Here is a 23,116-nt window from a genome sequence, read left to right as displayed (position 1 = left end):
CCCGGTCCGGGCGGGGTGGATCAGGATGCCTTCTCGACCGCGCGGATCCGGGCCTCGGCACGACGCAGCCGCCGCTCGGCCTCGTCGTTCGCACCGATCAGACTGCGCGCCTCCTCGAGCTCGACCCGCGCCTCGTCGACGTCGATCTCCTCGGGGAGCAGCGCCTGCTGGGACAGCACCGACACCCGGTCGCCGGCGACCGACAGGAAGCCCCCGTCGACCGCCGCGACGACGACGCCGTCCTCGACCGTGGAGATCTCGACGACCGCGTCGGTGAGCACCGAGAGCAGCGGGGCGTGACCACGCAGGATGCCGACGTCCCCCTCCGTCGTACGCGCGATCACCATCTCGGCCTCGCCGGACCACACGGTCCGGTCGGCCGCGACGAGCTCGACGTGCAGGTGCGAGCCGGAGTCGGCGGCAGCCATCAGAGGCTCTTCTGGATCTCGGCCCACTTCTGCTCGACGTCGTCCAGACCGCCGCACATGAAGAAGGCCTGCTCGGCCACGTGGTCGTACTCGCCGGCGGCGATCTTGTTGAACGCCTCGATGGTCTCCGACACCGGGACGGTCGAGCCCTCGATGCCGGTGAACTGCTTGGCGACGTAGGTGTTCTGGGACAGGAACCGCTGGATGCGGCGCGCCCGGGACACGATGATCTTGTCCTCCTCGGACAGCTCGTCGACACCGAGGATCGCGATGATGTCCTGGAGCTCCTTGTTGCGCTGCAGGATCTGCTTGATGCGGATCGCGCAGTCGTAGTGGGCCTGACCGATGTACTGCGGGTCGAGGATCCGCGAGGTCGAGGTCAGCGGGTCCACCGCCGGGTAGATGCCCAGCGACGCGATCTCGCGCGACAGCTCGGTGGTCGCGTCGAGGTGCGCGAACGTGGTCGCCGGCGCCGGGTCGGTGTAGTCGTCCGCGGGCACGTAGATCGCCTGCATCGAGGTGATCGAGTGACCGCGGGTCGAGGTGATCCGTTCCTGGAGCGTGCCCATCTCGTCGGCGAGGTTGGGCTGGTAGCCCACCGCGGAGGGCATCCGGCCGAGCAGGGTGGACACCTCGGAGCCGGCCTGGGTGAACCGGAAGATGTTGTCGATGAACAGCAGCACGTCCTGGTTCTGCACGTCGCGGAAGTACTCCGCCATCGTCAGCGCGGACAGCGCGACCCGCAGCCGGGTGCCCGGCGGCTCGTCCATCTGGCCGAAGACGAGGGCGGTCTGGCCGATGACGCCGGCCTCCTCCATCTCGACGATCAGGTCGTTGCCCTCGCGGGTGCGCTCGCCGACGCCGGCGAACACCGAGACACCACCGTGGTCCTTGGCGACGCGCGCGATCATCTCCTGGATCAGCACGGTCTTGCCGACGCCGGCGCCGCCGAACAGGCCGATCTTGCCGCCCTGGACGTACGGCGTCAGCAGGTCGATCACCTTGATGCCGGTCTCGAACATCTGGGTCTTGGACTCCAGCTGGTCGAAGGCGGGCGCCTTGCGGTGGATGCCCCAGCGCTCCTGGACCTCGAGGGTCTCGCCCTCCTCCAGGTTCAGCACGTCGCCGGTCGCGTTGAACACCCTGCCGAGGGTGGCGTTGCCGACCGGGACCGTGATCGGGCCGCCGGTGTCGGTCACCTGGGCGCCGCGGACCAGGCCGTCGGTGGGCTTCAGCGAGATGGCGCGGACCATGCCGTCGCCGATGTGCTGGGCGACCTCCAGCGGGAGGCGCGAGGTCTCGCCGCCGAGGGTGACCTCCACCTCGAGCTTGTTGTAGATCTCGGGCATCGCGTCCACGGGGAACTCGACGTCCACGACCGGGCCGATGACCCGTGCGATGCGGCCCACGCCAGCGGAGCCGGTCTCCTGGGTCTCTTCGATCGTTGCAGTCATGTCTTCACTCACTCCCGGCTTGGGCGTCGGCGAGCGCATTCACGCCTCCGACGATCTCGCTGATTTCCTGGGTAATGCCGGCCTGGCGGGCCTGGTTGGCGATTCGCGTGTACTTCTTGATGAGCTCGTCCGCGTTGTCCGTGGCCGACTTCATCGCCTTCTGGCGCGCGGCCAGCTCGGAGGCGGCCGCCTGGAGCAGCGCGAAGAAGATCCGGCTCTGGACGTACTGCGGCAGCAGGCTGTCCAGCACCGCCTCGGCCGAGGGCTCGAACTCGTAGAGCGGCAGCACCTCGGACGCGTCCGGGCGGGACTCCCCCTCGACGACCTCGAGCGGCAGCAGCCGCACCGCGGTCGGCTCCTGGGTGAGCATCGAGCGGAACCGGGTGTAGACGACGTGCACCTCGTCCACGCCCTCCTCGTCGAGGAAGGCGCCGATCAGCGTCTCGCCGATCTCGCGGGCCGCCTCGAAGGACGGCTGGTCCGAGAAGCCGGTCCACGACTGCACGATCGGGCGGTTGCGGAACTTGTAGTACGCCTCGCCCTTGCGGCCGCAGAGGTAGGTGTCGATCTGCTTGCCCTCGTCGCGGAGCTTCTCGGCGAGCCGCTCGGCCTCCTTGAGCACGCTCGAGGAGTAGGCCCCGGCCAGACCGCGGTCGCTCGTGACGATGAGCACGGCGGCCCGCTTCGGGTCCTCCGGCTCGGTGGTGAGCGGGTGGTCGACGTTGGAGTACGTCGCCACCGCGGACACCGCCCGGGTCAGCTCGCGCGCGTACGGCGCGGCCGACTGGGCCCGCTGCTGCGCCTTGATGATGCGAGACGCAGCGATGAGCTCCATGGCGCGCGTGATCTTCTTCATCGACTCCGTCGACTTGATCCGCGCGCGGTACTCACGCAGCGATACGGCCATCGGTGATCACCCGCGCTTCTGCTTGACGATCTGCTCCTGCTCGACGTCCTCGTCGGCCAGCGCCTCGGCCTCGGGCTCGTGGCCCACCTTGATCGAGCCGCCCTCGGAGGTCTCGAACTGGTCGAGGAAGGAGTCGTAGGCGTCCTCGAGCGAGGTCGAGGTGTCGTCCTCGAACTTCAGCGTCTCGCGGATCGTGCTGAGGATGCCGTCGTGCGAGCGGCGCAGGAAGTCGAGGAACTCGCGCTCGAAGCGGAGCACGTCGTCGGTCGGGACCCGGTCGAGGCGGCCGGTGGTGCCCAGCCACAGCGAGACGGTCATCTCCTCGACCGGGTACGGCGAGTAGGCCGGCTGCTTGAGCAGTGCCATCAGCCGCTGACCGCGGTCGAGCTGCTGGCGGGAGGCCGCGTCGAGGTCGGAGGCGAACATCGCGAACGCCTCCATCGCGCGGAACTGCGCGAGGTCGACCTTGAGTGAGCCGGTGACGGCCTTCATCGCCTTGGTCATCGCCGAGCCACCCACCCGGGACACCGAGACGCCGACGTCGATCGCCGGGCGCTGGTTGGCCGCGAACAGGTCGGACTGGAGGAAGATCTGGCCGTCGGTGATCGAGATGACGTTGGTCGGGATGTAGGCCGAGACGTCGTTGGCCTTGGTCTCGATGATCGGCAGGCCGGTCATCGAGCCGGCGCCCAGGTCGTCGGAGAGCTTGGCGCAGCGCTCCAGGAGCCGGCTGTGCAGGTAGAAGACGTCGCCCGGGTAGGCCTCGCGGCCCGGTGGGCGGCGCAGCAACAGCGACACGGCGCGGTAGGCCTCGGCCTGCTTGGTCAGGTCGTCGAAGACGATGAGGACGTGCTTGCCGTCGTACATCCACTGCTGGCCGATGGCCGAGCCGGTGTAGGGCGCGAGGTACTTGAAGCCCGCGCTGTCCGAGGCCGGCGAGGCGACGATGGTGGTGTACTCCAGCGCGCCGGCCTCCTCCAGGGCGCCCCGCACGGAGGCGATGGTCGAGCCCTTCTGGCCGATGGCGACGTAGATGCAGCGCACCTGCTTGGTCGGGTCGCCCGACTCCCAGTTCTGCCTCTGGTTGATGATCGTGTCGATCGCGATCGTGGTCTTGCCGGTCGCGCGGTCGCCGATGATCAGCTGGCGCTGGCCCCGGCCGATCGGGGTCATCGCGTCGATCGCCTTGATGCCGGTCGCCATCGGCTCGTGCACCGACTTGCGCTGCATCACCGTCGGCGCCTGCAGTTCGAGTGCGCGGCGGGTCTCCGCCTCGATCTCGCCGAGGCCGTCGATCGGCTTGCCCAGCGGGTCGACCACGCGACCGAGGAAGTTGTCGCCGACGGGGACCGAGAGGACCTCGCCGGTACGCCGGACGGTCTGACCCTCCTCGATGCCCTCGAAGTCGCCGAGGACGACGACGCCGATCTCGCGGGTGTCGAGGTTGAGCGCGAGGCCCATGGTGCCGTCCTCGAACTCCAGCAGCTCGTTGGCCATCGCCGACGGGAGGCCGCTCACGCGGGCGATGCCGTCGCCCGCCTGGGCGACGGTGCCGACCTCCTCCTTGCTGGCCGCATCGGGCTGGTACTCCGACACGAACTTCTGCAGCGCGTCGCGGATCTCCTCCGGACGGATCGAAAGCTCCGTCATCGTTGTCCCTACTCTCTTGTGTCTTCTGAAGTCTTCGTCGGTGGTCGAGCTCGTTCGGTGGTCGAGCTTGTCGAGACCGCGGTCAGCCGGCCAGCCTGCGTCGGGCGTCGTCGAGGCGAGCGGCGACGGTCCCGTCGATCACGTCGTCGTCGATCTCGATGCGCATGCCGCCGAGCAGGGCCGGGTCGACCTCGATGTTGAGGTGCACCGGCCGGTCGTACTGGGCGCTGAGCGCCTGCTCGAGCCGGCTGCGCTCGGTGTCGCTGAGCGATCGGGCGGTCCGGACCAGGGCGACGTTCTCGCCCTGGGTGGCCGCGGCGACCTTCTGGTACTGGGTGATGGCCGCGTGGAACGAGCGGAACGAGCCGGCCAGGGCCTGCTCGACGAGGGCCACCGCCGCCGGGAGGGCCCGGCCGTCGAGGAGGCCGCGCAGCATCGCGCGCTTGTCCTCGGCGGAGCGGACCGGGTCGGACAGCGCGATCCGGAGGTCGGCGTTCTCCTCCACGACCTGGCCGACGACGAACAGCTCGTCGGACAGCCGCGCCGACTCGCGTCGGCCCGCGGACCGGACCACGGCGACGACGCCGAGGTGCTCGAGCGCGTCGGCGAGGTCGCGGGCGGCGACCCACCGCAGCCCGGCGGCCTCGGCGAGTACGTCGAGGGCCGCGCCGTCGACCTTGCCGCCGAGCAGGTCGCGCACCAGTGCCGCCTTGGCCTCCGCCGGCGTCGAGACGTCGGTGACGGCCCGGCGCAGGGCGGGCTGGGTGCGGAGCAGGTCGGCCAGGCGGAACAGGTCCTGGCCGAGCGTCGCGAACCCCTCCAGCGTGCGGCTGTCGGTGTCGACGCGGTCGCCGAGGACCTGCAGCGCCTCCGCGGAGGAGCCGCGCAGCGAGCTCAGCTGCTGGACCATCAGCTCGCCCCGGTGCCCGCGGCCTCGGCGGCCGAGATCGTCTCGAGGTCGGCGAGGAACCGCTCGACGACGCGCGCCGAGCGGTCGTCGTCCTCGAGGCTCTCCCCGACGATCCGGCCGGCCAGGCCGGTGGCCAGCGCGCCGACCTCGGCACGCAGGGAGGTGACCGCCTGCTGCCGCTCGGCCTCGATCTGCGCCTTGCCGGTCTCGACGATCCGCGCGGCGTCGGCCTGGGCCTGGTCGCGCATCTCGGCGATGATCTGCGCCCCCTGCTCACGCGCCTCCTCGCGGATGCGCGCGGCCTCGTGGCGGGCGTCGGCGAGCTGCTGCTCGAGCTCGGCGAGCTTGGCGTCGGCCTCGGCCTGCTTGGTCTCGGCCGCGGCGAGTCCGCCCTCGATCGCCCGGGTCCGCTCCTCGAAGGTGGTCTCGAAGTTCGGGACGACGAACTTCTTGACGGCGAGGAACAGCAGTCCGAAGACGATCAGGGAGAGGACGATCTCCACCGGAGCCGGGACGAGCGGGTTCGGCGCGCCGGCCTCGGCCCGCACCAGCGGCTCGGCGATGAATGCTTGCATGGCAGGTCCTTCCGGAGTCCTACGAACGCTGGGTCGGACCGGTCAGAGGACGAAGGCGAGCGCGATACCGATGATCGCGAGCGCCTCGGCGAGCGCGAAGCCGAGGATCGCGATCGACTGCAGGCGGCTCTGCGCCTCCGGCTGCCGGGCGACGCCGCTGATGTAGGCGGCGAAGATCAGACCGATGCCGACGCCGGGGCCGATGGCAGCCAGGCCGTAGCCGATCATGTTCATGGAGCCAGTGAGTTCCACGACTTTCCCTTTCGGTTGTAACTACTTGAGTTGAGCGGAGATCTGGGGTGGTGCCGGGCGTGGTGATGCTGGGGCGGTCAGTGCTCGTCCGCGATCGCGCCCTGGATGTACATGGCGTTGAGGAGGACGAACACGTAGGCCTGGAGGAACTGGATCAGGACCTCGAGGAGGGCGACGGCGACGAAGAGGACCCAGGCGAGCACGCCGACGCCGGCGTACGCACCGCCCATCTCGACGATGAGGTACTCGCCGCCGAGGGCGAAGAGCAGCAGCAGCAGGTGGCCGGCGAACATGTTGCAGAACAGACGCAGCGCCAGCGTGACCGGGCGGACCAGGATGTTCGACATGAACTCCAGCGGCACGAGCAGCAGCAGCATCGGGCCGCCGATGCCGGCCGGCACCGTCTGCAGCTTGAGGTAGCCGACGAAGCCGTGCTTGCGGATGCCGACCGCGTTGTAGACGACCCAGCTCATGATGGCCAGGCCGTAGACCGCGCCGGCACGGGAGAACGTCGGGAACTGCACGAACGGGATGCTCGCGAAGGCGTTGTTCAGCAGCAGGAAGAAGAACAGCGTGAACAGGTACGGCACGAACCGCGCGAAGTCGTGGCTGCCGAGGATCTCGCGGCCGATCGAGTTGCGGATGAAGCCGTAGGCGCCCTCACCGGCGAACTGGAGCCTGCCGGGGACCATCGCGCGGCGGCGCGAGGCCAGGTAGAAGACGCCGAAGACCAGGACCGCGGCCAGCACCAGCTGGAGCATCGGCTTGGTGACGCCGGCGACGAACTCCTGGCTGAAGAAGGAGTACGAGCTGCCGCCGCCACCGATCGCGGGCAGGTTGAAGTCCGCGGGACCGGGCGGCGTGAAGCCGCCGCCCTCCGCGCGCACCACCCAGGCTGCGTTGGTCACGGGCTCTCCTTCACTTCAGGCACTTCGGGTTCACTTCTGGTCCGGTGTGGTGGGGCTCTGGTCGGGCTGCGCCCGGTTGAACCGGACGAACGTGAGGTAGATGCCGAGTCCGGCTCCGGCGAGGATGCCGACCGCAACCAGGAAGCCGGTGCCCAGCCAGCGGTCCAGCAGCCACCCCAGGAAGCCGTAGCAGGCGACCCCCGACACGACGTACCCGAACGCGTGCCACGGATCCCCCCGGGGGCGGTCGTCCTGAGGAGCAGTCGGCGGATCCTGCTGACTCATGGCGACCCGGACGATAGCAGCCGCGGCCGATCATCTCGCACTCCCCTCCCCTCGGCGGATGCCGAGCCTGGCGAGGTCGCGCTCGGGCAGGTCGTACGCCGGGATCCGGCGCGTCGTGGCGACGCCGATCTGGACCGCGAGCCAGGCGACGGTCCCGGCGATCACGCTGCCGGCCAGCCAGCGCCGGTCGAGGTCGCCGTCGAGCAGCCCGGAGCCGGACAGGCCGACGAAGACCAGGCCCATGACGACGACCTGGAGCGTGTAGGTCAGCAGCGCCACGAGCAGGGCGGCGGAGGGGAGGACGGTCGCGACGAGGTTCACCGAGAACGAGCCGAAGGCGAAGACGGCCACGACGAGCAGCGTGCCGACGAGGGCGCCCCAGGCGGCCGCGGAGCCGCGCCCGAGAGCGGCGACGAGGGTGAGCATCAGGCCGACCGCCGCCGAGACCAGCGCCGCGCGGACCAGCGCGCGGGTCCCCGGGTCCCGGGGTGCTCTGGCGGTCTCGGTCGTCATGGCGGCGGCCGTTTCTACTGGTGATCGGTGCAGGGCCCCGAACGGGTTCGGGAGCGCTTGTGAAAACTAGCACAAGGTCCGGGCGGGCGGAAAACGGAACGATCCAACGCCACCTGTCCAGGTCGACCGGCAGCTCAGGGACCGGAGGTCGGCCCGCCGGCGGGGGCGCCGGGCCGGTGCAGCCGGGGCAGCAGGAACGTCGTCGTGACGGTCAGCAGAGCCATCGCGGACAGCGACACCCACATCCACGTGTCGTCGCTGTGGAGGCTGATCAGCACGGTGCCGAAGGCGACCAGGGCGGCCCACATCCACATGATCAGCACCGCGCGGCGGTGGGAGTGCCCGATCTCGAGCAGCCGGTGGTGCAGGTGCTGCTTGTCGGGCGCGAACGGGGACCGGCCGCCCCAGGTCCGTCGTACGACGGCGAGGACCAGGTCGAGCATCGGGACGATGAGGATCGAGATCGGCAGCAGCAGCGGCAGCAGCGTCGGCAGCAGGCTGGCCTGCGACCCGGCGGCGCCGGCAGTGATCTGGCCGGCCGAGAACTGGCCGGTGAGCGTCACCGCGCTGGCCGAGAGCACCAGGCCGATGAGCATCGACCCGCTGTCCCCCATGAACAGCCGGGCCTGGTGGAAGTTGTGCGGCAGGAAGCCGGCGCACGCGCCGGCCAGCGCGGCGCTCAGCAGCGCGCCGGTGGTCGCGAGCGAGAGGTTGTTGGAGCTCGAGAGCTGGTAGCAGTAGAGGAAGAACGCGGCGGCGCCCATGCCGACCACGCCCGCGGCCAGGCCATCGAGGCCGTCGACGAAGTTGACCGCGTTCACGGTCGCCACGACCACGAAGCCCGTGAGCAGCGCCCGTTGGGCCGGGTCGATGGAGAACTGGGTCGTGTCGGCCAGCGGAACGAAGTAGTACTGGATGTCGAACGCGATGAGGAAGGCGGCGGCGAGCACCTGCCCGCCGAGCTTGGTGAGCGCGTCCAGCTCGAACAGGTCGTCGAGCACCCCGACCGCGCAGATCAGCGCCCCGGCGATCAGCACGATGCCGGCGTCGCGGAACACGAACTGCTGACTGGTCGAGAGGAACGGCAGCTGGCGGGCGACGACGTAGGCCGTCACCAACCCGCCGAGCATCGCCAGGCCGCCGAGGTAGGGGATCGGCACCGCGTGCACGTCGCGGTCGCGGACCTTCGCGACCGCCCCGGTGCGCAGCGCGATCTCCCGCGCGATCACCGTCAGGAGGTAGGTCGCCGCCGCGGAGACGAGGAAGACGAGGAGGTACTCGCGCAACGCCTCAGCCTTCGTCGGTGAGGGTGGCGCCGAGGGGTTCGAGGACGGCGTTGAGCTGCTCGAGCGAGAGGGCGCCGCGGCGCAGCACCCGGCCCTGGCTGCCGGTGCAGTCGACGATCGTCGACGCCTCTCCCCCCGGCCCGTCCACGGGGCCGGCGTCGACGATCACGGCGACGTCCTCGCCGAGCATCTGCTCGGCCTGGTCGGCGTCGGTGGCGGCCGGCAGGCCGGTCTTGTTGGCGGAGCTGACCGCGAGCGGGCCGGTGCGCTCCAGGATCTCGCGGGCGACCTCGTGGTCGGGCATCCGGACGGCGACCGTGCCGCGAGTATCGCCGAGGTCCCACTGGAGCGAGGTCTGCTGGTGGCAGACCAGGGTCAGCGGACCGGGCCAGAACTCCTCGACCAGCGCTCGGGCGTAGCCCGGGACCCGGGTCGCCAGCGCGTCGAGCGTGGTCGCGGAGCTCACCAGCACCGGCGGCGGCATCTCGCGGCCGCGGCCCTTGGCGACGAGCAGCGCGCGGACGGCGGCCGGGTCGAAGGCGTCGGCGCCGACGCCGTAGACGGTGTCGGTCGGCAGCACGACGAGCTCGCCGCGCTGCACGGCCAGCGTGGCGGCCTCGACGGCCTCCTCGCGCTCCTCGTCGGTGCCGGTCGGGTAGCGGTCGCTCGTCACAGACGTCATCGTGCCAGTCGAGCGGTCGTGAAGCGCGGCCGACCTGCCAGGTCGCGATGGTCCCGTACGTCGGCCCACCGGCCGGTCGCCGCGAACACCGCGGGCGCGGACTCGCCCTGCACGTCGGCGTGCTCGCAGCCGACCACGCCCCCGGGCCGCAGCAGCGCCGCCGCGCGGTCGGCCAGCACCCGGATCGCGTCGAGGCCGTCGGCGCCGGAGAACAGCGCCAGGTGGGGGTCGTGGTCGCGGGCCTCGGGCGCGACCGACTCCCACGCCTCGAGGGGGACGTACGGCGGGTTGCACGTGATCACGTCCACGGCGCCGGCGAGGTCGTCGAGCGCCGTCGCGAGGTCGCCCCGGCGCAGGTCGACGCCGGTGCCGGCCAGGTTGCGCGCGGCCCAGGCGAGGGCCTCCTCGCTCAGCTCGACCGCGTGCACCTCGGCCCCCGGGACCTCGTCCTTGACCGCCTTCGCGATCGCGCCGGACCCGGTGCACAGGTCGGCCACGACTCCCCCGTCGGTCGAGCCGGTCGAGACCAGGTGCTCGATCGCCCAGCCGGCGAGCAGCTCGGTCTCGGGCCGCGGCACGAAGACCCCGGGGCCGACGGCGAGCTCGACGTGGCGGAACCACGCCACGCCCGTCAGGTGCTGCAGCGGCTCGCGGTCCTCACGCCGATCCAGCAGGGCGGCGTACCGCTCCGCGGCGGCGGGGCCGACGTCGTCGACGAGGGCCAGGCCGGCCCGGGTGGTGCCGAGGACGTGGGCGAGCAGCTCGGCCGCGTCGTGCTCGGGGCTCGCGACGCCGGCCCCGCGCAGCCGGGCGACCGCCTCGAAGAGGAGCGACCGGCGCGAGGTCACTCGAGCGTCTCGAGCCGGGCGGCCAGGTCGGCGTCGACGCAGGAGTCGAGGACCGGCTGGAGGTCGCCGTCGAGCACCTGGTCGAGGTTGTAGGCCTTGTAGCCGGTGCGGTGGTCGGAGATCCGGTTCTCCGGGAAGTTGTAGGTGCGGATCCGCTCGGAGCGGTCCACGGTGCGCACCTGGCTGCGTCGGGCCGCGCCGGCCTCGGCGGCGGCGGCGTCCTGCGCGGCCTGGAGCAGCCGCGAGCGGAGGATGCGCAGCGCCTGCTCCTTGTTCTGCAGCTGGGACTTCTCGTTCTGGCAGCTCACGACGATGCCGGTCGGCAGGTGGGTGATCCGCACGGCGGAGTCGGTGGTGTTCACGCTCTGGCCGCCGGGGCCGCTGGAGCGGAAGACGTCGATGCGCAGGTCGTTCTCGTCGATCTGCACGTCGACCTGCTCGGCCTCGGGCAGCACGAGCACGCCGGCCGCACTGGTGTGCACGCGGCCCTGCGACTCGGTGACGGGCACCCGCTGCACGCGGTGCACGCCGCCCTCGAACTTGAGCAGGGCGTACGGCGCCTCGCCGGGCTCGGCCCCTCCCGAATGACCAGCCCCCTTGGCCTTGACCGCCACGGTGACCGACTTGTAGCCGCCGAGGTCGGACTCGGCCGCGTCGAGGACCTCGACCCTCCAGCCGCGCGCCTCGGCGTAGCGGGTGTACATGCGCAGCAGGTCGCCGGCGAACAGCGCCGACTCCTCGCCGCCCTCGCCGGACTTCACCTCGAGGATGGCGTCCTTGTCGTCGGCCGGGTCGCGCGGGACCAGCAGCCGGCGCAGCCGCTCCTCGGCCTCGTGGCGGCGGGCGGTCAGCGCCTCGGCCTCCTCGGCGAACGCGGAGTCCTCGGTGTCCTCGGCGGCCAGCTCCTGGGCGGCCTCGAGGTCGTCGTCCAGCCGCTGCCAGGCGCGCCAGGCGCCGATGATCGACGAGAGGGCGGCGTAGCGCTGGTTGAGCCGCTTGGCCAGGCGCGCGTCGGCGTGCGTCTCGGGCGCGGCGAGGCGCTGCTCGAGCTCGGCGTGCTCGGCGAGCATGCCCTCGACGGCTTCGAACATCGGACCTCCCTGCGTGCCGACGGCTGGAGAGACGACGAGCGCCGGCCCCGCCCGAGGGGCAGGAGCCGGCGCTCGAAGGGAGCTACTTCTTGGCGTCAGCGGCCTTCTTGGCGTAGCGGGCCTGGAACCGGGCCACGCGGCCGCCGGTGTCGAGGATCTTCTGCTTGCCGGTGTAGAACGGGTGGCACTGCGAGCAGACGTCGGCGTGGATGGTGCCGGAGGTCGCGGTGCTGCGGGTGGTGAACGACGCGCCGCAGGTGCAGGTCACCTGGGTCTCGACGTACTCCGGGTGGATGTCCTTCTTCATGGTGTCCTCTCATCGGCGCCGGGTCGCCTCGTCCCTGACGAGTCGGCGTGAACCGGAGCCAGCACACGATTGTGTCACGGGGTCGAACGCCGAGGTAATCGGCGTTGTTCCCGGTGCGTCCGCCAGCTGTAACGCCGGGTTACTGCTTGTCCCCACGGTGTTGCAACACCGTGGGGACAAGGGATAACCCGGCGTTACATGCGACGTGGGAACGCCGGCACGATCCGCGGCACGGACGGGTCGAGCTCGGCGTCGGCCTCGCCGAGCGCGGCGGCGGCCTCCTCGGCGGCGACCAGCTCGTGCGGGAGCGGGGCGGGCAGGGCGTCGGGGTGCAGGGTGAGGCGGACCCGGACGGTGGTGCCCTCGCCCTCGACCGACTCGATGACGACGTCGCCCTCGTGCCGGTCGATGATCGTCTGCATGATCCGCAGGCCCAGGCCGGTGCCGGCGATCTCGTTGAAGACCGCGTTCGACGCCCGGAAGAAGCGGGTGCCGAGCCGGTCGATCTCGCCGACAGGGATGCCGATCCCCCGGTCGGTCACCTCGACCTCGACGGTGCCGCCGGAGCCGGTGACGATCACGTCCACCGCACCGTCGTCGCGGCTGAACTTCACCGCGTTGGTGACCAGGTTCAGGAACGCCCGGTGGAGCATGGCGCGGTCCGCGATCACGGGTACGACGTCGTCCGGGGTGTCCACGCGGACGTGGATGCCCCGGCGGGCGGCCGTGATCCGGACGTCGGTGACGACCTCGCGGACCAGCAGGGCCAGGTCGATCGGCCCCATGTCGCTGCTGCGGCCCTCGGCCTTCGACAGCGCGAGCAGGTCGTCGATGAGCTGCTTGAGCCGGGTGACGTTGCGGCGGGTGGCCTCGAGCATCCGCTCGTGCCGGGGCTGCATCGCGTCCTCGAACTCCTCGGCGACCATCTCGAGGTAGCCGGCGATCGTGGTGAGCGGCGTGCGCAGCTCGTGGGAGACGTTCGAGACGAAGTCGTCGCGGGCGGTGTCGAGGCTGCGCAGTTCGCTCTGGATCCGGCCCTCGACCGCGCGGGCGCGGGCCTGGCCGTCGGCGAACTCGTTGAGCGAGGCCGCGACCGCCCGGACCTCCTTCGGCCCGGAGAGCTGCGCGCGCACCTCGTGGTCGCGCTTGGCCATCCGCGAGACGACCTGCTCCAGCGCCAGCAGCGGCTCGGTCAGCTCGGCGGTCAGCCGGCGGCGCGAGCGGGAGACGACGTACCAGCTGACGCCGGCGAGCAGCATGACGGCGAGGATGGTGCCCTTGAGGCGGAACGACGCGTCGGTGCTCGCCTGGCGCACCCGGCTGTCGAACGCCGCGGTGGTCGCCTGGTGCGCGCTGCGGACGCCGTCGAAGAGCTGGCTGCCCGCACGGGCCTGTTGGGCCGTGGCCGGCGTACCGCCCTCGGCGTCCATCAGCCGCTGGGCGTAGCCCTCGATCCACTCGCGGGCGACCCGCTCCTGGCGGACGACGAGCAGCTCGAGCTCGTTGTCGCCCTGGGCGAACTGGCGCACCTCGGTCTGGTCGGCGGGCAGCCGGGTGAGCGCCTGCTCGTAGTCGTCCTGTGCGGGCCTCTGGCCGCTGCCGCTCCACGCCGCGACGGCGGCCGACATGTCGGTGAGGTCCTGGTAGACGTTCTGGTTGGCCGCTGCGGCCGGCTGGAGCTCACGGGTCAGGTAGGTGACGGCCATGGTCGACACGACCACGCCGATCACCGCGATCGCCGCCATCGCGGCCACCATCGCCCCGAGACGCACGATGACCGGCGAGACCAGCCGTGCGACCGGACGCCCTCCATTCATGACGCCAACCCCCCTCAGCGGCCCAACCCCCTCGCGGCAGGGTACCGCCGGAGGTGGCCCGGAATCTCGGGAATGGCTCAGCTGAGCGGGTCAGCCGGGCGGGTCAGCTCGAGCGGGTGAGCAGCGCCTGCACGCGCGAGGCCAGCTCGCGAGGGCTGAACGGCTTGGTGATGTAGTCGTCGGCACCGGAGTCGAAGCCGGTCTCGACGTCGGACTCCTGCGCCCGGGCGGTCAGCAGGATGACCGGCAGATCGGCGAGGGCGGGGTCGGCGCGGATCGCCCGGATCGCGTCCAGCCCGGACACACCCGGCATCATCACGTCGAGGACGGCCAGGTCCGGGCGCTCGGCCTGGCACGCGTCGATCGCCGCCGCCCCGTCGGACACCGCCACCACGTCGTGCCCGAGCGTCGAGAGCTTGAACTCCACGAGCTCGCGGATGTCGACGTCGTCGTCCGCGACCAGGATCCGCGCCACGCTGTCCCCCTTCATCGATGTTGCGACTCGCAGCGTAACCCCGATCCGTCGCCCCGCGAGGCGGAAGGGTCGCACCGGCCGGTGCGGCCCTTCCCGTCGTACTTCGTCCGGAGATTGAGAGGTTCCGCCGGTAGGGCGCGCAGCAGGCGATCACCTACTGGCGGGACCTCCTACTCCTCCCGGCTGGTGCTCGGCGTCGGTGTCGTCTTCTGCACCTGCATGAGGAACTCGATGTTCGTCGAGGACTTCTTCAGGCGCTCGAGCAGCAGCTCCAGCGCCTGCTGGCCGTCCAGCGACGACAGCACCCGGCGGAGCTTCCAGACGATCTGGAGCTCCTCCTGGCTCATCAGCAGCTCCTCGCGTCGGGTGCCGGACTGCACGGCGTCGATCGCCGGGAACAGCCGCTTGTCCGCGAAGTCCCGGCGCAGCCGGATCTCCATGTTCCCGGTGCCCTTGAACTCCTCGAAGATCACCTCGTCCATCTTCGAGCCGCTCTCGATGAGGGCCGTGGCGAGGATGGTCAGCGAGCCGCCGTTCTCGATGTTGCGGGCCGCGCCGAAGAACCGCTTCGGCGGGTACAGCGCCGCGGAGTCGACGCCGCCGGACAGGATCCGGCCGCTCGCCGGAGTCGCGAGGTTGTACGCGCGGCCGAGGCGGGTGATGCCGTCGAGGAGTACGACGACGTCGTGGCCGAGCTCCACCAGCCGCTTCGCCCGCTCGATGGCGAGCTCGGCGACCATCGTGTGGTCGCTGGCCGGGCGGTCGAACGTCGAGGAGATGACCTCGCCCTTCACCGAGCGCTGGAAGTCGGTGACCTCCTCGGGCCGCTCGTCGACCAGCACCACCATGAGGTGGACCTCGGGGTTGTTGGTCGTGATCGAGTTCGCGATCGACTGCAGGATCATCGTCTTGCCGGCCTTCGCGGGCGAGACGATCAGGCCGCGCTGGCCCTTGCCGATCGGGGCGGCGATGTCGACGACCCGGCCGATCAGGTTGTCCGGGCCGGTCTCGAGGCGGAGCCGCTCCGCGGGGTAGAGCGGGACCAGCTTGGAGAAGTCCACCCGCGACTTGGCCACCTCCGGGTCGGCGCCGTTGACGCTGTCGATGCGGACCAGCGGGTTGAACTTCTCCTTGCGCTCGCCATCGCGGGGCTGGCGCACCTGGCCGACGATCGCGTCGCCGCGGCGCAGGCGGTACCTGCGGACCATCGACAGCGAGACGTAGACGTCCTCGGAGCCGGGCAGGTAGCCGCTGGTGCGCACGAACGCGTAGTTGTCGAGCACGTCGAGGATGCCCGCCGCCGGCACGAGGACGTCGTCGTCGAGGATCGTGGTGTCCGGCTCGTTGCGGCCACCGCGTGGACGCTGCTCGCCCCCGCCGGTCGTGCGGTCACGGCCCCGGCGGCGGCGATTGCGGCGGCTGCCGGCGTCGCCCTCCTGGCCGTCGTCCTGCTGCTGGCTCGGCTGCTTGTCCGGCTGCTTGTCCGGCTGCTTGTCCTGCTGGGGCTGCCTGCCCTGTTGCTCGTCCTGCTGGGGCTGCTTGTCCTGCTTCGGCCTCGCCTGCTGGCGCTCGGGCTCGTCCTCGCGCTGCTGGGGCTCCCGCGCGGGCCTCTTCTCGGCGGGCCCCTTCCCGGCGGGCTCGGCGGGCTTGTCGCCGCCCGACTGGCGGGCCTTGATCGCCTCGACCAGCTGGGCCTTCCTCATCGATCCCGCACCCGGGATCCCCAGGCCGGCGGCCATCGACTTGAGCTCCGCGAGGAGCATGGAGTTGAGTCCGCCACCGCGCCTCTTCGCGGGCCTCTCCTGGGGAGCGTCGGCGTCGCCGGTGGTGGATCCGATGGTTTCCGTCACGTGAGTCCTTCCCACGTACTCAGCCGAACCGGCCTCGGGCCGGCGGCTCCATGGTCAGCTCCCCGCCCACCGGGACGACCCGTTCAGAAGGGCAGCCACGGGTGCGCGACAGCAGTCGCACCTGAGCGAGGGAGGAGGCGCACCGAGGATCTCGGGCGCGCGCCCACGATACACCCGTCCCCGCCGGGACACGCGATCGCTACCGGATCCGCGCGCCGTCGCGATCGACGGCGAGGTGCTGCGCCGCCCACCCGGGCGGACAGCGGTCGCGCAGGCCGGACGCCGACGAGGCGTCGGTGAACGCCAGCACCGTCGGGCCGGCGCCGGACACGATCGCGGCGACGCCGTCGGCCCGGAGCGCGTCGACGAGCGCGAGCGACTCGGGCATCGCCGGACGGCGGTACTCCTGATGCAGGTAGTCGCGGGTGCCGGGCAGCAGGTGCTCGGGCTGCCCGGCGAGGGCGGCCACGAGCAGCGCCGTACGCCCGGCGTCGGCGGCCGCGTCGGCGTGCGGGACCTCGGCGGGCAGCAGCCCGCGGGCGACCTCGGTGGAGACCGGGTTCGGCGGCACGAAGACCACCGTCTCGATCCGCGGGTCGACCGGCGAGGGCACGGCGTAGAACCCGTCCTCGCGCCCCGAGATCACCAGGCCGCCGTGGAACGCCGCCCCCACGTTGTCGGGGTGGCCCTCGATCTCGGCGGCGAGGCGGAACAGCGCGTCGTCGTCGACCAGCAGCGTCCCGCCGGCAACCAGGCCGCGGGCCAGCACGACGCCGCCGACGATCGCGGCCGAGGAGGAGCCCAGGCCGCGGGCGTGCGGGACCAGGTTGCGGCAGACCAGGCGCAGCCCGGGCGGCTGCACCCCGGCGAGGTCGAAGGCGGCTCGCATCGAGCGGACCACCAGGTGCGACTCGTCGAGAGGTACGGCGCCCGCGCCGGTGCCCCGGACGACCACCTCGAGCCCGGCGCCGGTGACCTCAGCGGCGAGCTCGTCACGCAGCGAGAGCGCCAGGCCGAGCGAGTCGAACCCGGGGCCGAGGTTGGCCGACGTGGCCGGTACCGAGACGCGGACCGGGCCCTCGACGAACCTGCTCATGCGGCGCTCACGCCAGCCCGGCGGCGGCCGCCGCGGCGGCGACGTCGGCGTCCACGACAGTGTCGACGATGCTGCCACCGCTCTCGGCGAAGCCCTCGAGCGCGGTGGCGGTGTCCTTGAGCCCGTGGCCGGTCACGGTGATCGCGACCGTCGAGCCGCGGTAGGACTCGCCGCCGGCCAGCTCCTGGAGCAGACCCGCGATGCCGGCGGCGGAGGCCGGCTCGACGAAGACTCCGTCGCGGGAGGCGAGCTCGCGCTGCGCGGCCAGGATCTGCCCGTCGCTGACCGAGGCGAACCGGCCTCCGGACTCGTCGCGGGCCGCCTCGGCGAGCTTCCACGAGGCGGGGTTGCCGATCCGGATCGCGGTCGCGCGGGTCTCCGGGTCGGGGAACGGCTCGCCGGTCACCAGCGGCGCCGCGCCCTCGGCCTGGAAGCCGCGCATCACCGGCTTCCTGGTGGCGACGCCGGCGTCGGCGTACTGCGTGTAGCCGAGCCAGTAGGCCGAGATGTTGCCGGCGTTGCCGACCGGCAGCAGGTGGAAGTCGGGGGCGTCGCCGAGGAAGTCGACGATCTCGAAGGCGGCGGTCTTCTGGCCCTCGAGCCGGACCGGGTTCACCGAGTTCACCAGCGCCACCGGGTAGTCCCAGGCCAGCCCCTTGGCCATCGCCAGGCAGTCGTCGAAGTTGCCGCGCACCATGATCACCTGGGCGCCGTGCAGGATCGCCTGCGCCATCTTGCCGGCCGCGATCTTGCCCTCGGGCACCAGCACCAGCGGCTTGAGGCCGGCCTTGGCGGCGTACGCCGCCATCGACGCGGACGTGTTGCCGGTCGACGCGCAGACGACCGCCTCGGCGCCGTCGTGCCTGGCGACCGAGATGGCCGCGGTCATGCCGCGGTCCTTGAACGAGCCGGTCGGGTTGTCGCCCTCGACCTTGAGCCAGACCTCGGCGCCGGTGCGGCCGGAGAGCCACTCCGAGAACACCAGCGGGGTGCCGCCCTCGCGCAGGGTGACGGCGGCCGTGCCCTCGGGGATCTCCAGCAGGTCGCGGTACTCCTCGATGACGCCCCGCCACTGGCGGGTCCGGCTCACTCGGACGCTCCTTCGACGCGCATCACCGAGGTGACCTCGCGGACGATGTCCATGCCGCGCAGGTGCTCGACGGTCGCGCTGAGCTGCGCGTCGGTCGCCTCGTGCGAGACGACGACGAGCTGCGCGTCGTCGTCGCGGCCCTCCTGCCGGACGGTCTGGATCGAGACGCCGTGCTCGGCGAACGCGGTCGCGACCGCGGCGAGCACGCCCGCGCGGTCGTCGACGTCGATCGCCACGTGGTAGCGGGTGACGGTCTCCCCCATCGGCAGCACCGCGCGGTCGGCGTACGCCGACTCGCCGGCGCCGCGGGTGCCCGCGAGCCGGTTGCGGGCGACCGTCACCAGGTCGCCGAGGACCGCGGACGCCGTCGGGGCGCCACCCGCGCCGGGGCCGTAGAACATCAGCTGCCCGGCGGCCTCGGACTCGACGAAGACGGCGTTGAACGCCTCGCGCACCGACGCCAGCGGGTGCGACCGCGGGATCATCGCGGGGTGCACGCGCACGGCGACGCTGTCGTTTCCCCCCGATCCGGCTCTGAGCTCCGCGATCGCGAGCAGCTTCACGACGCTGTCCATCTCCACGGCCGACTGCACGTCGGCGGCGGTGACCTCGGTGATGCCCTCGCGGTAGACGTCGGCGGCGGTCACCCGCGAGTGGAAGGCGAGCGAGGCCAGGATCGCGGCCTTCGCGGCGGCGTCGAAGCCCTCGACGTCGGCGGTCGGGTCGGCCTCGGCGTACCCGAGGTCCTGGGCCTCCTCCAGCGCCTCGGTGAACCCGGCGCCGGTGGTGTCCATCTTGTCGAGGATGAAGTTCGTGGTGCCGTTGACGATGCCGAGCACCCGGGTGACCCGGTCGCCGGCGAGCGACTCGCGCAGCGGGCGCAGGATCGGGATCGCGCCGGCGACGGCGGCCTCGTAGTAGAGGTCGCGGCCGGCCTTCGCGGCAGCCTCGAACAGCGTCGGGCCGTCCTCGGCGAGCAGCGCCTTGTTGGCCGTGACGACCGAGGCGCCGCTCTCGAGGGCGGCCAGGATCAGCGAGCGGGCCGGCTCGATGCCGCCGATCACCTCCACCACGAGGTCGACGTCCTCGCGGGCGACGAGGCCCGTCGCGTCCGTGGTCAGCAGCCCCTCGGGCACCTCCACCTCGCGGGCGGCGTCGAGGCGGCGTACGGCGACGCCCACCAGCTCGATCGGGGCGCCGACGCGCGCGGCGAGGTCGCCGGCCTGCTCGCCGAGCAGCCGCACCACCTGGGAGCCCACCGAGCCGCAGCCCAGCACTGCCACCTTGAGCGCGACACCCGGTTGTCGAGCCTGTCGAGACACCATCACCGATCACCCATGTCCGTAGCCAGCAGGTCGTCCTCAGTCTCGCGGCGTACGACGACCCGCGCGACCCCGTCCCGCACCGCGACCACCGGCGGACGGAGGAAGTGGTTGTAGTTGGAGGCCATCGAGCGGCAGTACGCGCCGGTGCCGGGGACCGCGACGAGGTCGCCCGGAGCCACATCGCCGGGGAGGAACTCGTCCTTCACGACGATGTCGCCGGCCTCGCAGTGCGAGCCGACCACGCGCGAGAGCACCGGCGCCGCGTCGGAGGCGCGGTTGGCGAGCGTGCAGGAGTAGTCGGCGTCGTACAGCGCGGTGCGGATGTTGTCGCTCATGCCGCCGTCGACGCTCACGTAGGTGCGCACGGCGCCGCCGTCGAGCCGCACCTCCTTCACGGTGCCGACGGTGTAGACCGTGCACATCGCCGGGCCGACGATCGCGCGGCCGGGCTCGATCGACAGCCGCGGCTCGGGGATGCCGAGCGCGCGGCACTCGTGCTCGACGATCTTGCTCATCTCGGTCGCGAGCTGCGCCGGGTCGGACGGGTCGTCCTGGGTCGTGTAGGCGATGCCGAAGCCGCCGCCGAGGTCCAGCTCCGGCAGCGTCACGCCGAGCTCGTCGGAGACCCGCGCCTGGAGCGCGAGCACCCGGCGGGCGGCCACCTCGAACCCGGAGGAGTCGAAGATCTGGCTGCCGATGTGGGAGTGCAGGCCGAGCAGCTCGATGCCGGGCGCCTCCTGGAGCCGGCGGACCGCCTCGAACGCGTCGCCCGAGGTGATCGAGAAGCCGAACTTCTGGTCCTCGTGCGCGGTCGCGATGTACTCGTGCGTGTGCGCCTCCACGCCCGCGGTGACCCGCACCATCACCCGCGCCGTCCCGGTGGTCGAGCCCGTCGAGACCCCCTCCGCCGCGATCGACTCCAGCCGCTCGATCTCGTCGAAGGAGTCGACGATGATCCGCCCGACCCCGGCGGCGACCGCGCGGCGCAGCGCCATCGGCGACTTGTTGTTGCCGTGGTAGCCGATCCGCGCCGGGTCGAAGCCGGCACGCAGCGCCACCGTGAGCTCGCCGCCGGAGCAGACGTCGAGGCTGAGCCCCTCCTCCTGCACCCACTGCGCGACCGCCGTGCAGAGGAACGCCTTGCCGGCGTAGAAGACGTCGTACGCCGAGAACGCCTCGCGGAACGCACGGGCCCGAGCCCGGAAGTCGGCCTCGTCGAGGACGTACGCCGGCGTGTTGACGTTCGCGACCAGCTCGGGGACCGCCAGCCCGCCGACGTGCAGCTCGCCGGCGACCTTGTGCGCGGTCTGCGACCACAGCTGGGGGACGAGGGCGTTGGGATCGCTCGGCTGGCGCAGCCACGACGGGCCGCGCAGCGCGCCGGGCGCGTGCGCCCAGCCGGCCTCGTGGGTCATGGGGTGAGGTTCACATCCGCTCCGGGGCGGAGACGCCGAGCAGGCCGAGGCCGTTGGCGAGCACGGTGCGCGCCGCGACCGTCAACACCAGCCGGGCCTGGTTGATCGGCGCGACCGGCTCGTCGCCCTGCGGGAGCATCCGGCACTCGCGGGTGTCGTACCACTTGTTGAACACCGCGGCGAGATCCTCCAGGTAGCGCGCGACCCGGTGCGGCGCCCGGAGCTCGGCAGCCGCGATGACGACGCGCGGGAACTCCGCCAGCGCCCGCAGCAGATCTCCCTCCCGCTCGTGGGAGAGCAGCGCCGGGTCGAAGGCCGCGACCGCGTCGGCGAGCGCCATGCCGAGGTCGGCGGCGTTCTCGACCATCCGGCAGGTGCGGGCGTGGGCGTACTGCACGTAGAAGACCGGGTTGTCGTTGGTCGCCTTGGCCCACAGCTCGAGGTCGATGTCGATGTTCACGTCGGTGGAGTAGCGGGCCAGGGCGTACCGGCTCGCATCCACGCCGATCGCCTCGACCAGGTCCTCCATGGTGACGACGGTCCCGGCCCGCTTCGACATCCGCAGCGGAGCGCCGTCGCTGAGCAGGTTGACCATCTGGCCGATGAGGATCTCGAGGTTCACGTGCGGCTGGTCGCCGAACGCAGCGCACATCGCCATCATCCGGCCGACGTAGCCGTGGTGGTCCGCGCCCAGCATGATGAAGCAGCGGTCGAAGCCGCGCTCGCGCTTGTCGAGGTAGTAGGCGAGGTCGCCGGACAGGTAGGCGCCGTGGCCGTCGGACTTGATGATCACCCGGTCCTTGTCGTCACCGAACTTCTCGGTGGCGAGCCAGAGCGCGCCGTCCTTCTCGTAGGTGTTGCCGAGCTCGGTGAGCCGGTCGACCGCACGCTGCACGGCGCCGCTCCGGTGCAGGTCGTCCTCGTGGAAGTAGACGTCGAAGTCCACGCCGAACTCGTGCAGATCCTGCTTGATCTGGGCGAACATCATCTCGACGCCCGCGGCCCGGAAGACCTCCTGGGGATCGGCTGCCTCGAGGGCGTCGGGGTGCTCGGCCAGGACCGCCGCGGCGATGTCGTGGATGTACTGCCCGCCGTAGCCGTCCTCGGGCGCCGGCTCGCCCTTGGCCGCCGCCACCAACGAGCCGCTGAAGCGATCGATCTGGGCGCCGTGGTCGTTGAAGTAGTACTCGCGGGTGACGTCCGCGCCGGACATCTCGAAGATCCGGCCCAGCGCGTCGCCGACCGCTGCCCAGCGGGTGCCGCCGAGGTGGAGCGGCCCGGTGGGGTTGGCCGACACGAACTCCAGGTCGACCTTCTCGCCGGCGAAGGAGTCGTTGGCGCCGTACGCCGCGCCCGCCGCGACCACCTGCGCCGCCACGACGCCCTGAGCGCCGGCGGACACCGAGATGTTGAGGAAGCCCGGCCCGGCGATGTCGACGGCCTCGACGCCGTCGGCCTGCAGCAGGCTCGCCCGGACGAGCTCGGCGAAGGTCCGCGGGTTCAGGCCGGCCTTCTTGCCCAGCTGGAGCGCCACGTTGGTCGCGTAGTCGCCGTGCTCCTTGGATCGCGGGCGCTCCACCGTCACGCTCGCCGGGACGCCGTCCGGCAGGGTGATCGCACCCTCGCCGGACAGGGTCGTCAGGACGTCGACGATCGCGGTGGAGAGCTGCTCGGGAGTCACCGGCCCAGGGTATCGGCGGCTCTCACGGTCGGTCGCACCGATATCCCCGATGGGACGCCCCAGCCGATTGCACGGTCCTCGCGGGTCGGCTGTAGGGTTCTGCGCAGCCCCGTCACGGCGGGGCGATGCCTCCGTAGCTCAGGGGATAGAGCACTGGTTTCCGGTACCAGGTGCCGCAGGTTCGAATCCTGCCGGAGGCGCCCTTGTGATGTCTCAGGACATCCCGGAGGTCCGAACCCATGAGGTGTGGGTTCGGACCTCTTTGGTTTCA

At 71.7% G+C, this 23,116-nt stretch carries 23 protein-coding genes and 1 tRNA gene; 1 reads left to right on the top strand and 23 read right to left on the bottom strand.

Features of this window, described 5'->3' with window-relative positions; translation table 11 throughout:
- Window positions 1-20 precede the first annotated feature (20 nt).
- The 23 genes from ACYVKX_RS02915 to argS all read right to left on the bottom strand — a co-directional run bounded on the left by ACYVKX_RS02915 (window position 21) and on the right by argS (window position 22,845).
- The gene (locus ACYVKX_RS02915; protein ID WP_460829053.1) at window positions 21-428 is read right to left on the bottom strand and encodes a F0F1 ATP synthase subunit epsilon; all 408 of its coding nucleotides are present in this window, start codon (window positions 426-428) and stop codon (window positions 21-23) included.
- Window positions 428-1,882 (bottom strand): F0F1 ATP synthase subunit beta, encoded by a 1,455-nt coding sequence (gene atpD, locus ACYVKX_RS02910; RefSeq protein WP_460829052.1) that lies wholly within the window; start codon window positions 1,880-1,882, stop codon window positions 428-430. The genes ACYVKX_RS02915 and atpD overlap by 1 nt, the downstream gene beginning before the upstream one ends.
- Before the next feature lie 4 nt (window positions 1,883-1,886).
- The gene (locus tag ACYVKX_RS02905) at window positions 1,887-2,789 is read right to left on the bottom strand and encodes a F0F1 ATP synthase subunit gamma (protein ID WP_460829050.1); all 903 of its coding nucleotides are present in this window, start codon (window positions 2,787-2,789) and stop codon (window positions 1,887-1,889) included.
- A 6-nt stretch (window positions 2,790-2,795) separates the two neighbouring features.
- On the bottom strand, window positions 2,796-4,439 hold the full coding sequence (atpA, locus tag ACYVKX_RS02900) for a F0F1 ATP synthase subunit alpha (RefSeq protein ID WP_460829048.1): 1,644 nt from the start codon (window positions 4,437-4,439) through the stop codon (window positions 2,796-2,798).
- An 82-nt stretch (window positions 4,440-4,521) separates the two neighbouring features.
- Window positions 4,522-5,349 (bottom strand): F0F1 ATP synthase subunit delta, encoded by an 828-nt coding sequence (locus ACYVKX_RS02895; protein ID WP_460829047.1) that lies wholly within the window; start codon window positions 5,347-5,349, stop codon window positions 4,522-4,524.
- Entirely contained in the window at window positions 5,349-5,924 is a 576-nt protein-coding gene (locus tag ACYVKX_RS02890) for a F0F1 ATP synthase subunit B (protein ID WP_460829045.1), read from the bottom strand. The genes ACYVKX_RS02895 and ACYVKX_RS02890 overlap by 1 nt, the downstream gene beginning before the upstream one ends.
- 42 nt (window positions 5,925-5,966) lie before the next feature.
- Window positions 5,967-6,158: an ATP synthase F0 subunit C gene (atpE, locus tag ACYVKX_RS02885; protein ID WP_460829044.1), complete on the bottom strand. Its 192-nt coding sequence runs from the start codon at window positions 6,156-6,158 to the stop codon at window positions 5,967-5,969.
- A gap of 95 nt (window positions 6,159-6,253) precedes the next feature.
- Window positions 6,254-7,084 (bottom strand): F0F1 ATP synthase subunit A, encoded by an 831-nt coding sequence (atpB, locus tag ACYVKX_RS02880; RefSeq protein WP_460829043.1) that lies wholly within the window; start codon window positions 7,082-7,084, stop codon window positions 6,254-6,256.
- A 30-nt stretch (window positions 7,085-7,114) separates the two neighbouring features.
- Complete coding sequence (locus ACYVKX_RS02875) at window positions 7,115-7,369, bottom strand: AtpZ/AtpI family protein (protein ID WP_460829042.1); 255 nt, start codon at window positions 7,367-7,369, stop codon at window positions 7,115-7,117.
- Between the two features lie 30 nt (window positions 7,370-7,399).
- On the bottom strand, window positions 7,400-7,882 hold the full coding sequence (locus tag ACYVKX_RS02870; protein WP_460829041.1) for a hypothetical protein: 483 nt from the start codon (window positions 7,880-7,882) through the stop codon (window positions 7,400-7,402).
- Window positions 7,883-8,016: 134 nt separating this feature from the next.
- Window positions 8,017-9,168 (bottom strand): glycosyltransferase family 4 protein, encoded by a 1,152-nt coding sequence (locus ACYVKX_RS02865; protein ID WP_460829040.1) that lies wholly within the window; start codon window positions 9,166-9,168, stop codon window positions 8,017-8,019.
- A gap of 4 nt (window positions 9,169-9,172) precedes the next feature.
- Window positions 9,173-9,850, bottom strand: coding sequence for an L-threonylcarbamoyladenylate synthase (locus ACYVKX_RS02860; RefSeq protein WP_460829039.1), 678 nt, complete (start codon window positions 9,848-9,850; stop codon window positions 9,173-9,175).
- Window positions 9,847-10,698 (bottom strand): peptide chain release factor N(5)-glutamine methyltransferase, encoded by an 852-nt coding sequence (prmC, locus tag ACYVKX_RS02855; RefSeq protein ID WP_460829038.1) that lies wholly within the window; start codon window positions 10,696-10,698, stop codon window positions 9,847-9,849. Before prmC ends, ACYVKX_RS02860 begins: the two co-directional genes overlap by 4 nt.
- A complete protein-coding gene (prfA, locus tag ACYVKX_RS02850; RefSeq protein WP_460829037.1) occupies window positions 10,695-11,789 on the bottom strand; it encodes a peptide chain release factor 1 in 1,095 nt (364 codons plus the stop codon). The genes prmC and prfA overlap by 4 nt, the downstream gene beginning before the upstream one ends.
- Window positions 11,790-11,871: 82 nt before the next feature.
- A complete protein-coding gene (gene rpmE / locus ACYVKX_RS02845) occupies window positions 11,872-12,096 on the bottom strand; it encodes a 50S ribosomal protein L31 (protein WP_460829036.1) in 225 nt (74 codons plus the stop codon).
- Window positions 12,097-12,290: 194 nt separating this feature from the next.
- The gene (locus ACYVKX_RS02840; RefSeq protein WP_460829035.1) at window positions 12,291-13,913 is read right to left on the bottom strand and encodes a sensor histidine kinase; all 1,623 of its coding nucleotides are present in this window, start codon (window positions 13,911-13,913) and stop codon (window positions 12,291-12,293) included.
- 103 nt (window positions 13,914-14,016) lie between these two features.
- Window positions 14,017-14,388 (bottom strand): response regulator transcription factor, encoded by a 372-nt coding sequence (locus ACYVKX_RS02835; protein WP_460829034.1) that lies wholly within the window; start codon window positions 14,386-14,388, stop codon window positions 14,017-14,019.
- A 170-nt stretch (window positions 14,389-14,558) separates the two neighbouring features.
- Window positions 14,559-16,238, bottom strand: coding sequence for a transcription termination factor Rho (gene rho, locus ACYVKX_RS02830; protein ID WP_460829033.1), 1,680 nt, complete (start codon window positions 16,236-16,238; stop codon window positions 14,559-14,561).
- A gap of 199 nt (window positions 16,239-16,437) precedes the next feature.
- Window positions 16,438-17,334 carry a homoserine kinase gene (gene thrB / locus ACYVKX_RS02825; RefSeq protein WP_460829032.1) on the bottom strand — a complete coding sequence of 299 codons (897 nt, stop codon included), beginning with the start codon at window positions 17,332-17,334 and terminating at the stop codon, window positions 16,438-16,440.
- A 7-nt stretch (window positions 17,335-17,341) separates the two neighbouring features.
- A complete protein-coding gene (gene thrC / locus ACYVKX_RS02820) occupies window positions 17,342-18,424 on the bottom strand; it encodes a threonine synthase (RefSeq protein WP_460829031.1) in 1,083 nt (360 codons plus the stop codon).
- Window positions 18,421-19,749, bottom strand: a complete 1,329-nt coding sequence (locus ACYVKX_RS02815; RefSeq protein ID WP_460829030.1) for a homoserine dehydrogenase — start codon at window positions 19,747-19,749, stop codon at window positions 18,421-18,423. The genes thrC and ACYVKX_RS02815 overlap by 4 nt, the downstream gene beginning before the upstream one ends.
- The gene (gene lysA / locus ACYVKX_RS02810) at window positions 19,749-21,164 is read right to left on the bottom strand and encodes a diaminopimelate decarboxylase (RefSeq protein ID WP_460829029.1); all 1,416 of its coding nucleotides are present in this window, start codon (window positions 21,162-21,164) and stop codon (window positions 19,749-19,751) included. The genes ACYVKX_RS02815 and lysA overlap by 1 nt, the downstream gene beginning before the upstream one ends.
- A gap of 10 nt (window positions 21,165-21,174) precedes the next feature.
- The gene (gene argS, locus ACYVKX_RS02805) at window positions 21,175-22,845 is read right to left on the bottom strand and encodes an arginine--tRNA ligase (protein ID WP_460829028.1); all 1,671 of its coding nucleotides are present in this window, start codon (window positions 22,843-22,845) and stop codon (window positions 21,175-21,177) included.
- Between the two features lie 127 nt (window positions 22,846-22,972).
- Here argS and ACYVKX_RS02800 point away from each other — a divergent pair.
- Window positions 22,973-23,045, top strand: a tRNA-Arg gene (locus ACYVKX_RS02800).
- Window positions 23,046-23,116 lie beyond the last annotated feature (71 nt).

Source organism: Nocardioides hungaricus (assembly GCF_054782915.1).
This window is presented reverse-complemented; position numbering and strand designations above follow the sequence as displayed.

What these genes read in the sequence shown, in the direction of transcription:
- ACYVKX_RS02915 (WP_460829053.1), bottom strand. Translation starts at nt 428, where the DNA reads ATGGCTGCCGCCGACTCCGGCTCGCACCTGCACGTCGAGCTCGTCGCG.
- atpD (WP_460829052.1), bottom strand. Translation starts at nt 1,882, where the DNA reads ATGACTGCAACGATCGAAGAGACCCAGGAGACCGGCTCCGCTGGCGTG.
- ACYVKX_RS02905 (WP_460829050.1), bottom strand. Translation starts at nt 2,789, where the DNA reads ATGGCCGTATCGCTGCGTGAGTACCGCGCGCGGATCAAGTCGACGGAG.
- atpA (WP_460829048.1), bottom strand. Translation starts at nt 4,439, where the DNA reads ATGACGGAGCTTTCGATCCGTCCGGAGGAGATCCGCGACGCGCTGCAG.
- ACYVKX_RS02895 (WP_460829047.1), bottom strand. Translation starts at nt 5,349, where the DNA reads ATGGTCCAGCAGCTGAGCTCGCTGCGCGGCTCCTCCGCGGAGGCGCTG.
- ACYVKX_RS02890 (WP_460829045.1), bottom strand. Translation starts at nt 5,924, where the DNA reads ATGCAAGCATTCATCGCCGAGCCGCTGGTGCGGGCCGAGGCCGGCGCG.
- atpE (WP_460829044.1), bottom strand. Translation starts at nt 6,158, where the DNA reads ATGAACATGATCGGCTACGGCCTGGCTGCCATCGGCCCCGGCGTCGGC.
- ACYVKX_RS02875 (WP_460829042.1), bottom strand. Translation starts at nt 7,369, where the DNA reads ATGAGTCAGCAGGATCCGCCGACTGCTCCTCAGGACGACCGCCCCCGG.
- ACYVKX_RS02870 (WP_460829041.1), bottom strand. Translation starts at nt 7,882, where the DNA reads ATGACGACCGAGACCGCCAGAGCACCCCGGGACCCGGGGACCCGCGCG.
- ACYVKX_RS02860 (WP_460829039.1), bottom strand. Translation starts at nt 9,850, where the DNA reads ATGACGTCTGTGACGAGCGACCGCTACCCGACCGGCACCGACGAGGAG.
- prfA (WP_460829037.1), bottom strand. Translation starts at nt 11,789, where the DNA reads ATGTTCGAAGCCGTCGAGGGCATGCTCGCCGAGCACGCCGAGCTCGAG.
- rpmE (WP_460829036.1), bottom strand. Translation starts at nt 12,096, where the DNA reads ATGAAGAAGGACATCCACCCGGAGTACGTCGAGACCCAGGTGACCTGC.
- ACYVKX_RS02840 (WP_460829035.1), bottom strand. Translation starts at nt 13,913, where the DNA reads ATGAATGGAGGGCGTCCGGTCGCACGGCTGGTCTCGCCGGTCATCGTG.
- thrB (WP_460829032.1), bottom strand. Translation starts at nt 17,334, where the DNA reads ATGAGCAGGTTCGTCGAGGGCCCGGTCCGCGTCTCGGTACCGGCCACG.
- ACYVKX_RS02815 (WP_460829030.1), bottom strand. Translation starts at nt 19,749, where the DNA reads ATGGTGTCTCGACAGGCTCGACAACCGGGTGTCGCGCTCAAGGTGGCA.
- lysA (WP_460829029.1), bottom strand. Translation starts at nt 21,164, where the DNA reads ATGACCCACGAGGCCGGCTGGGCGCACGCGCCCGGCGCGCTGCGCGGC.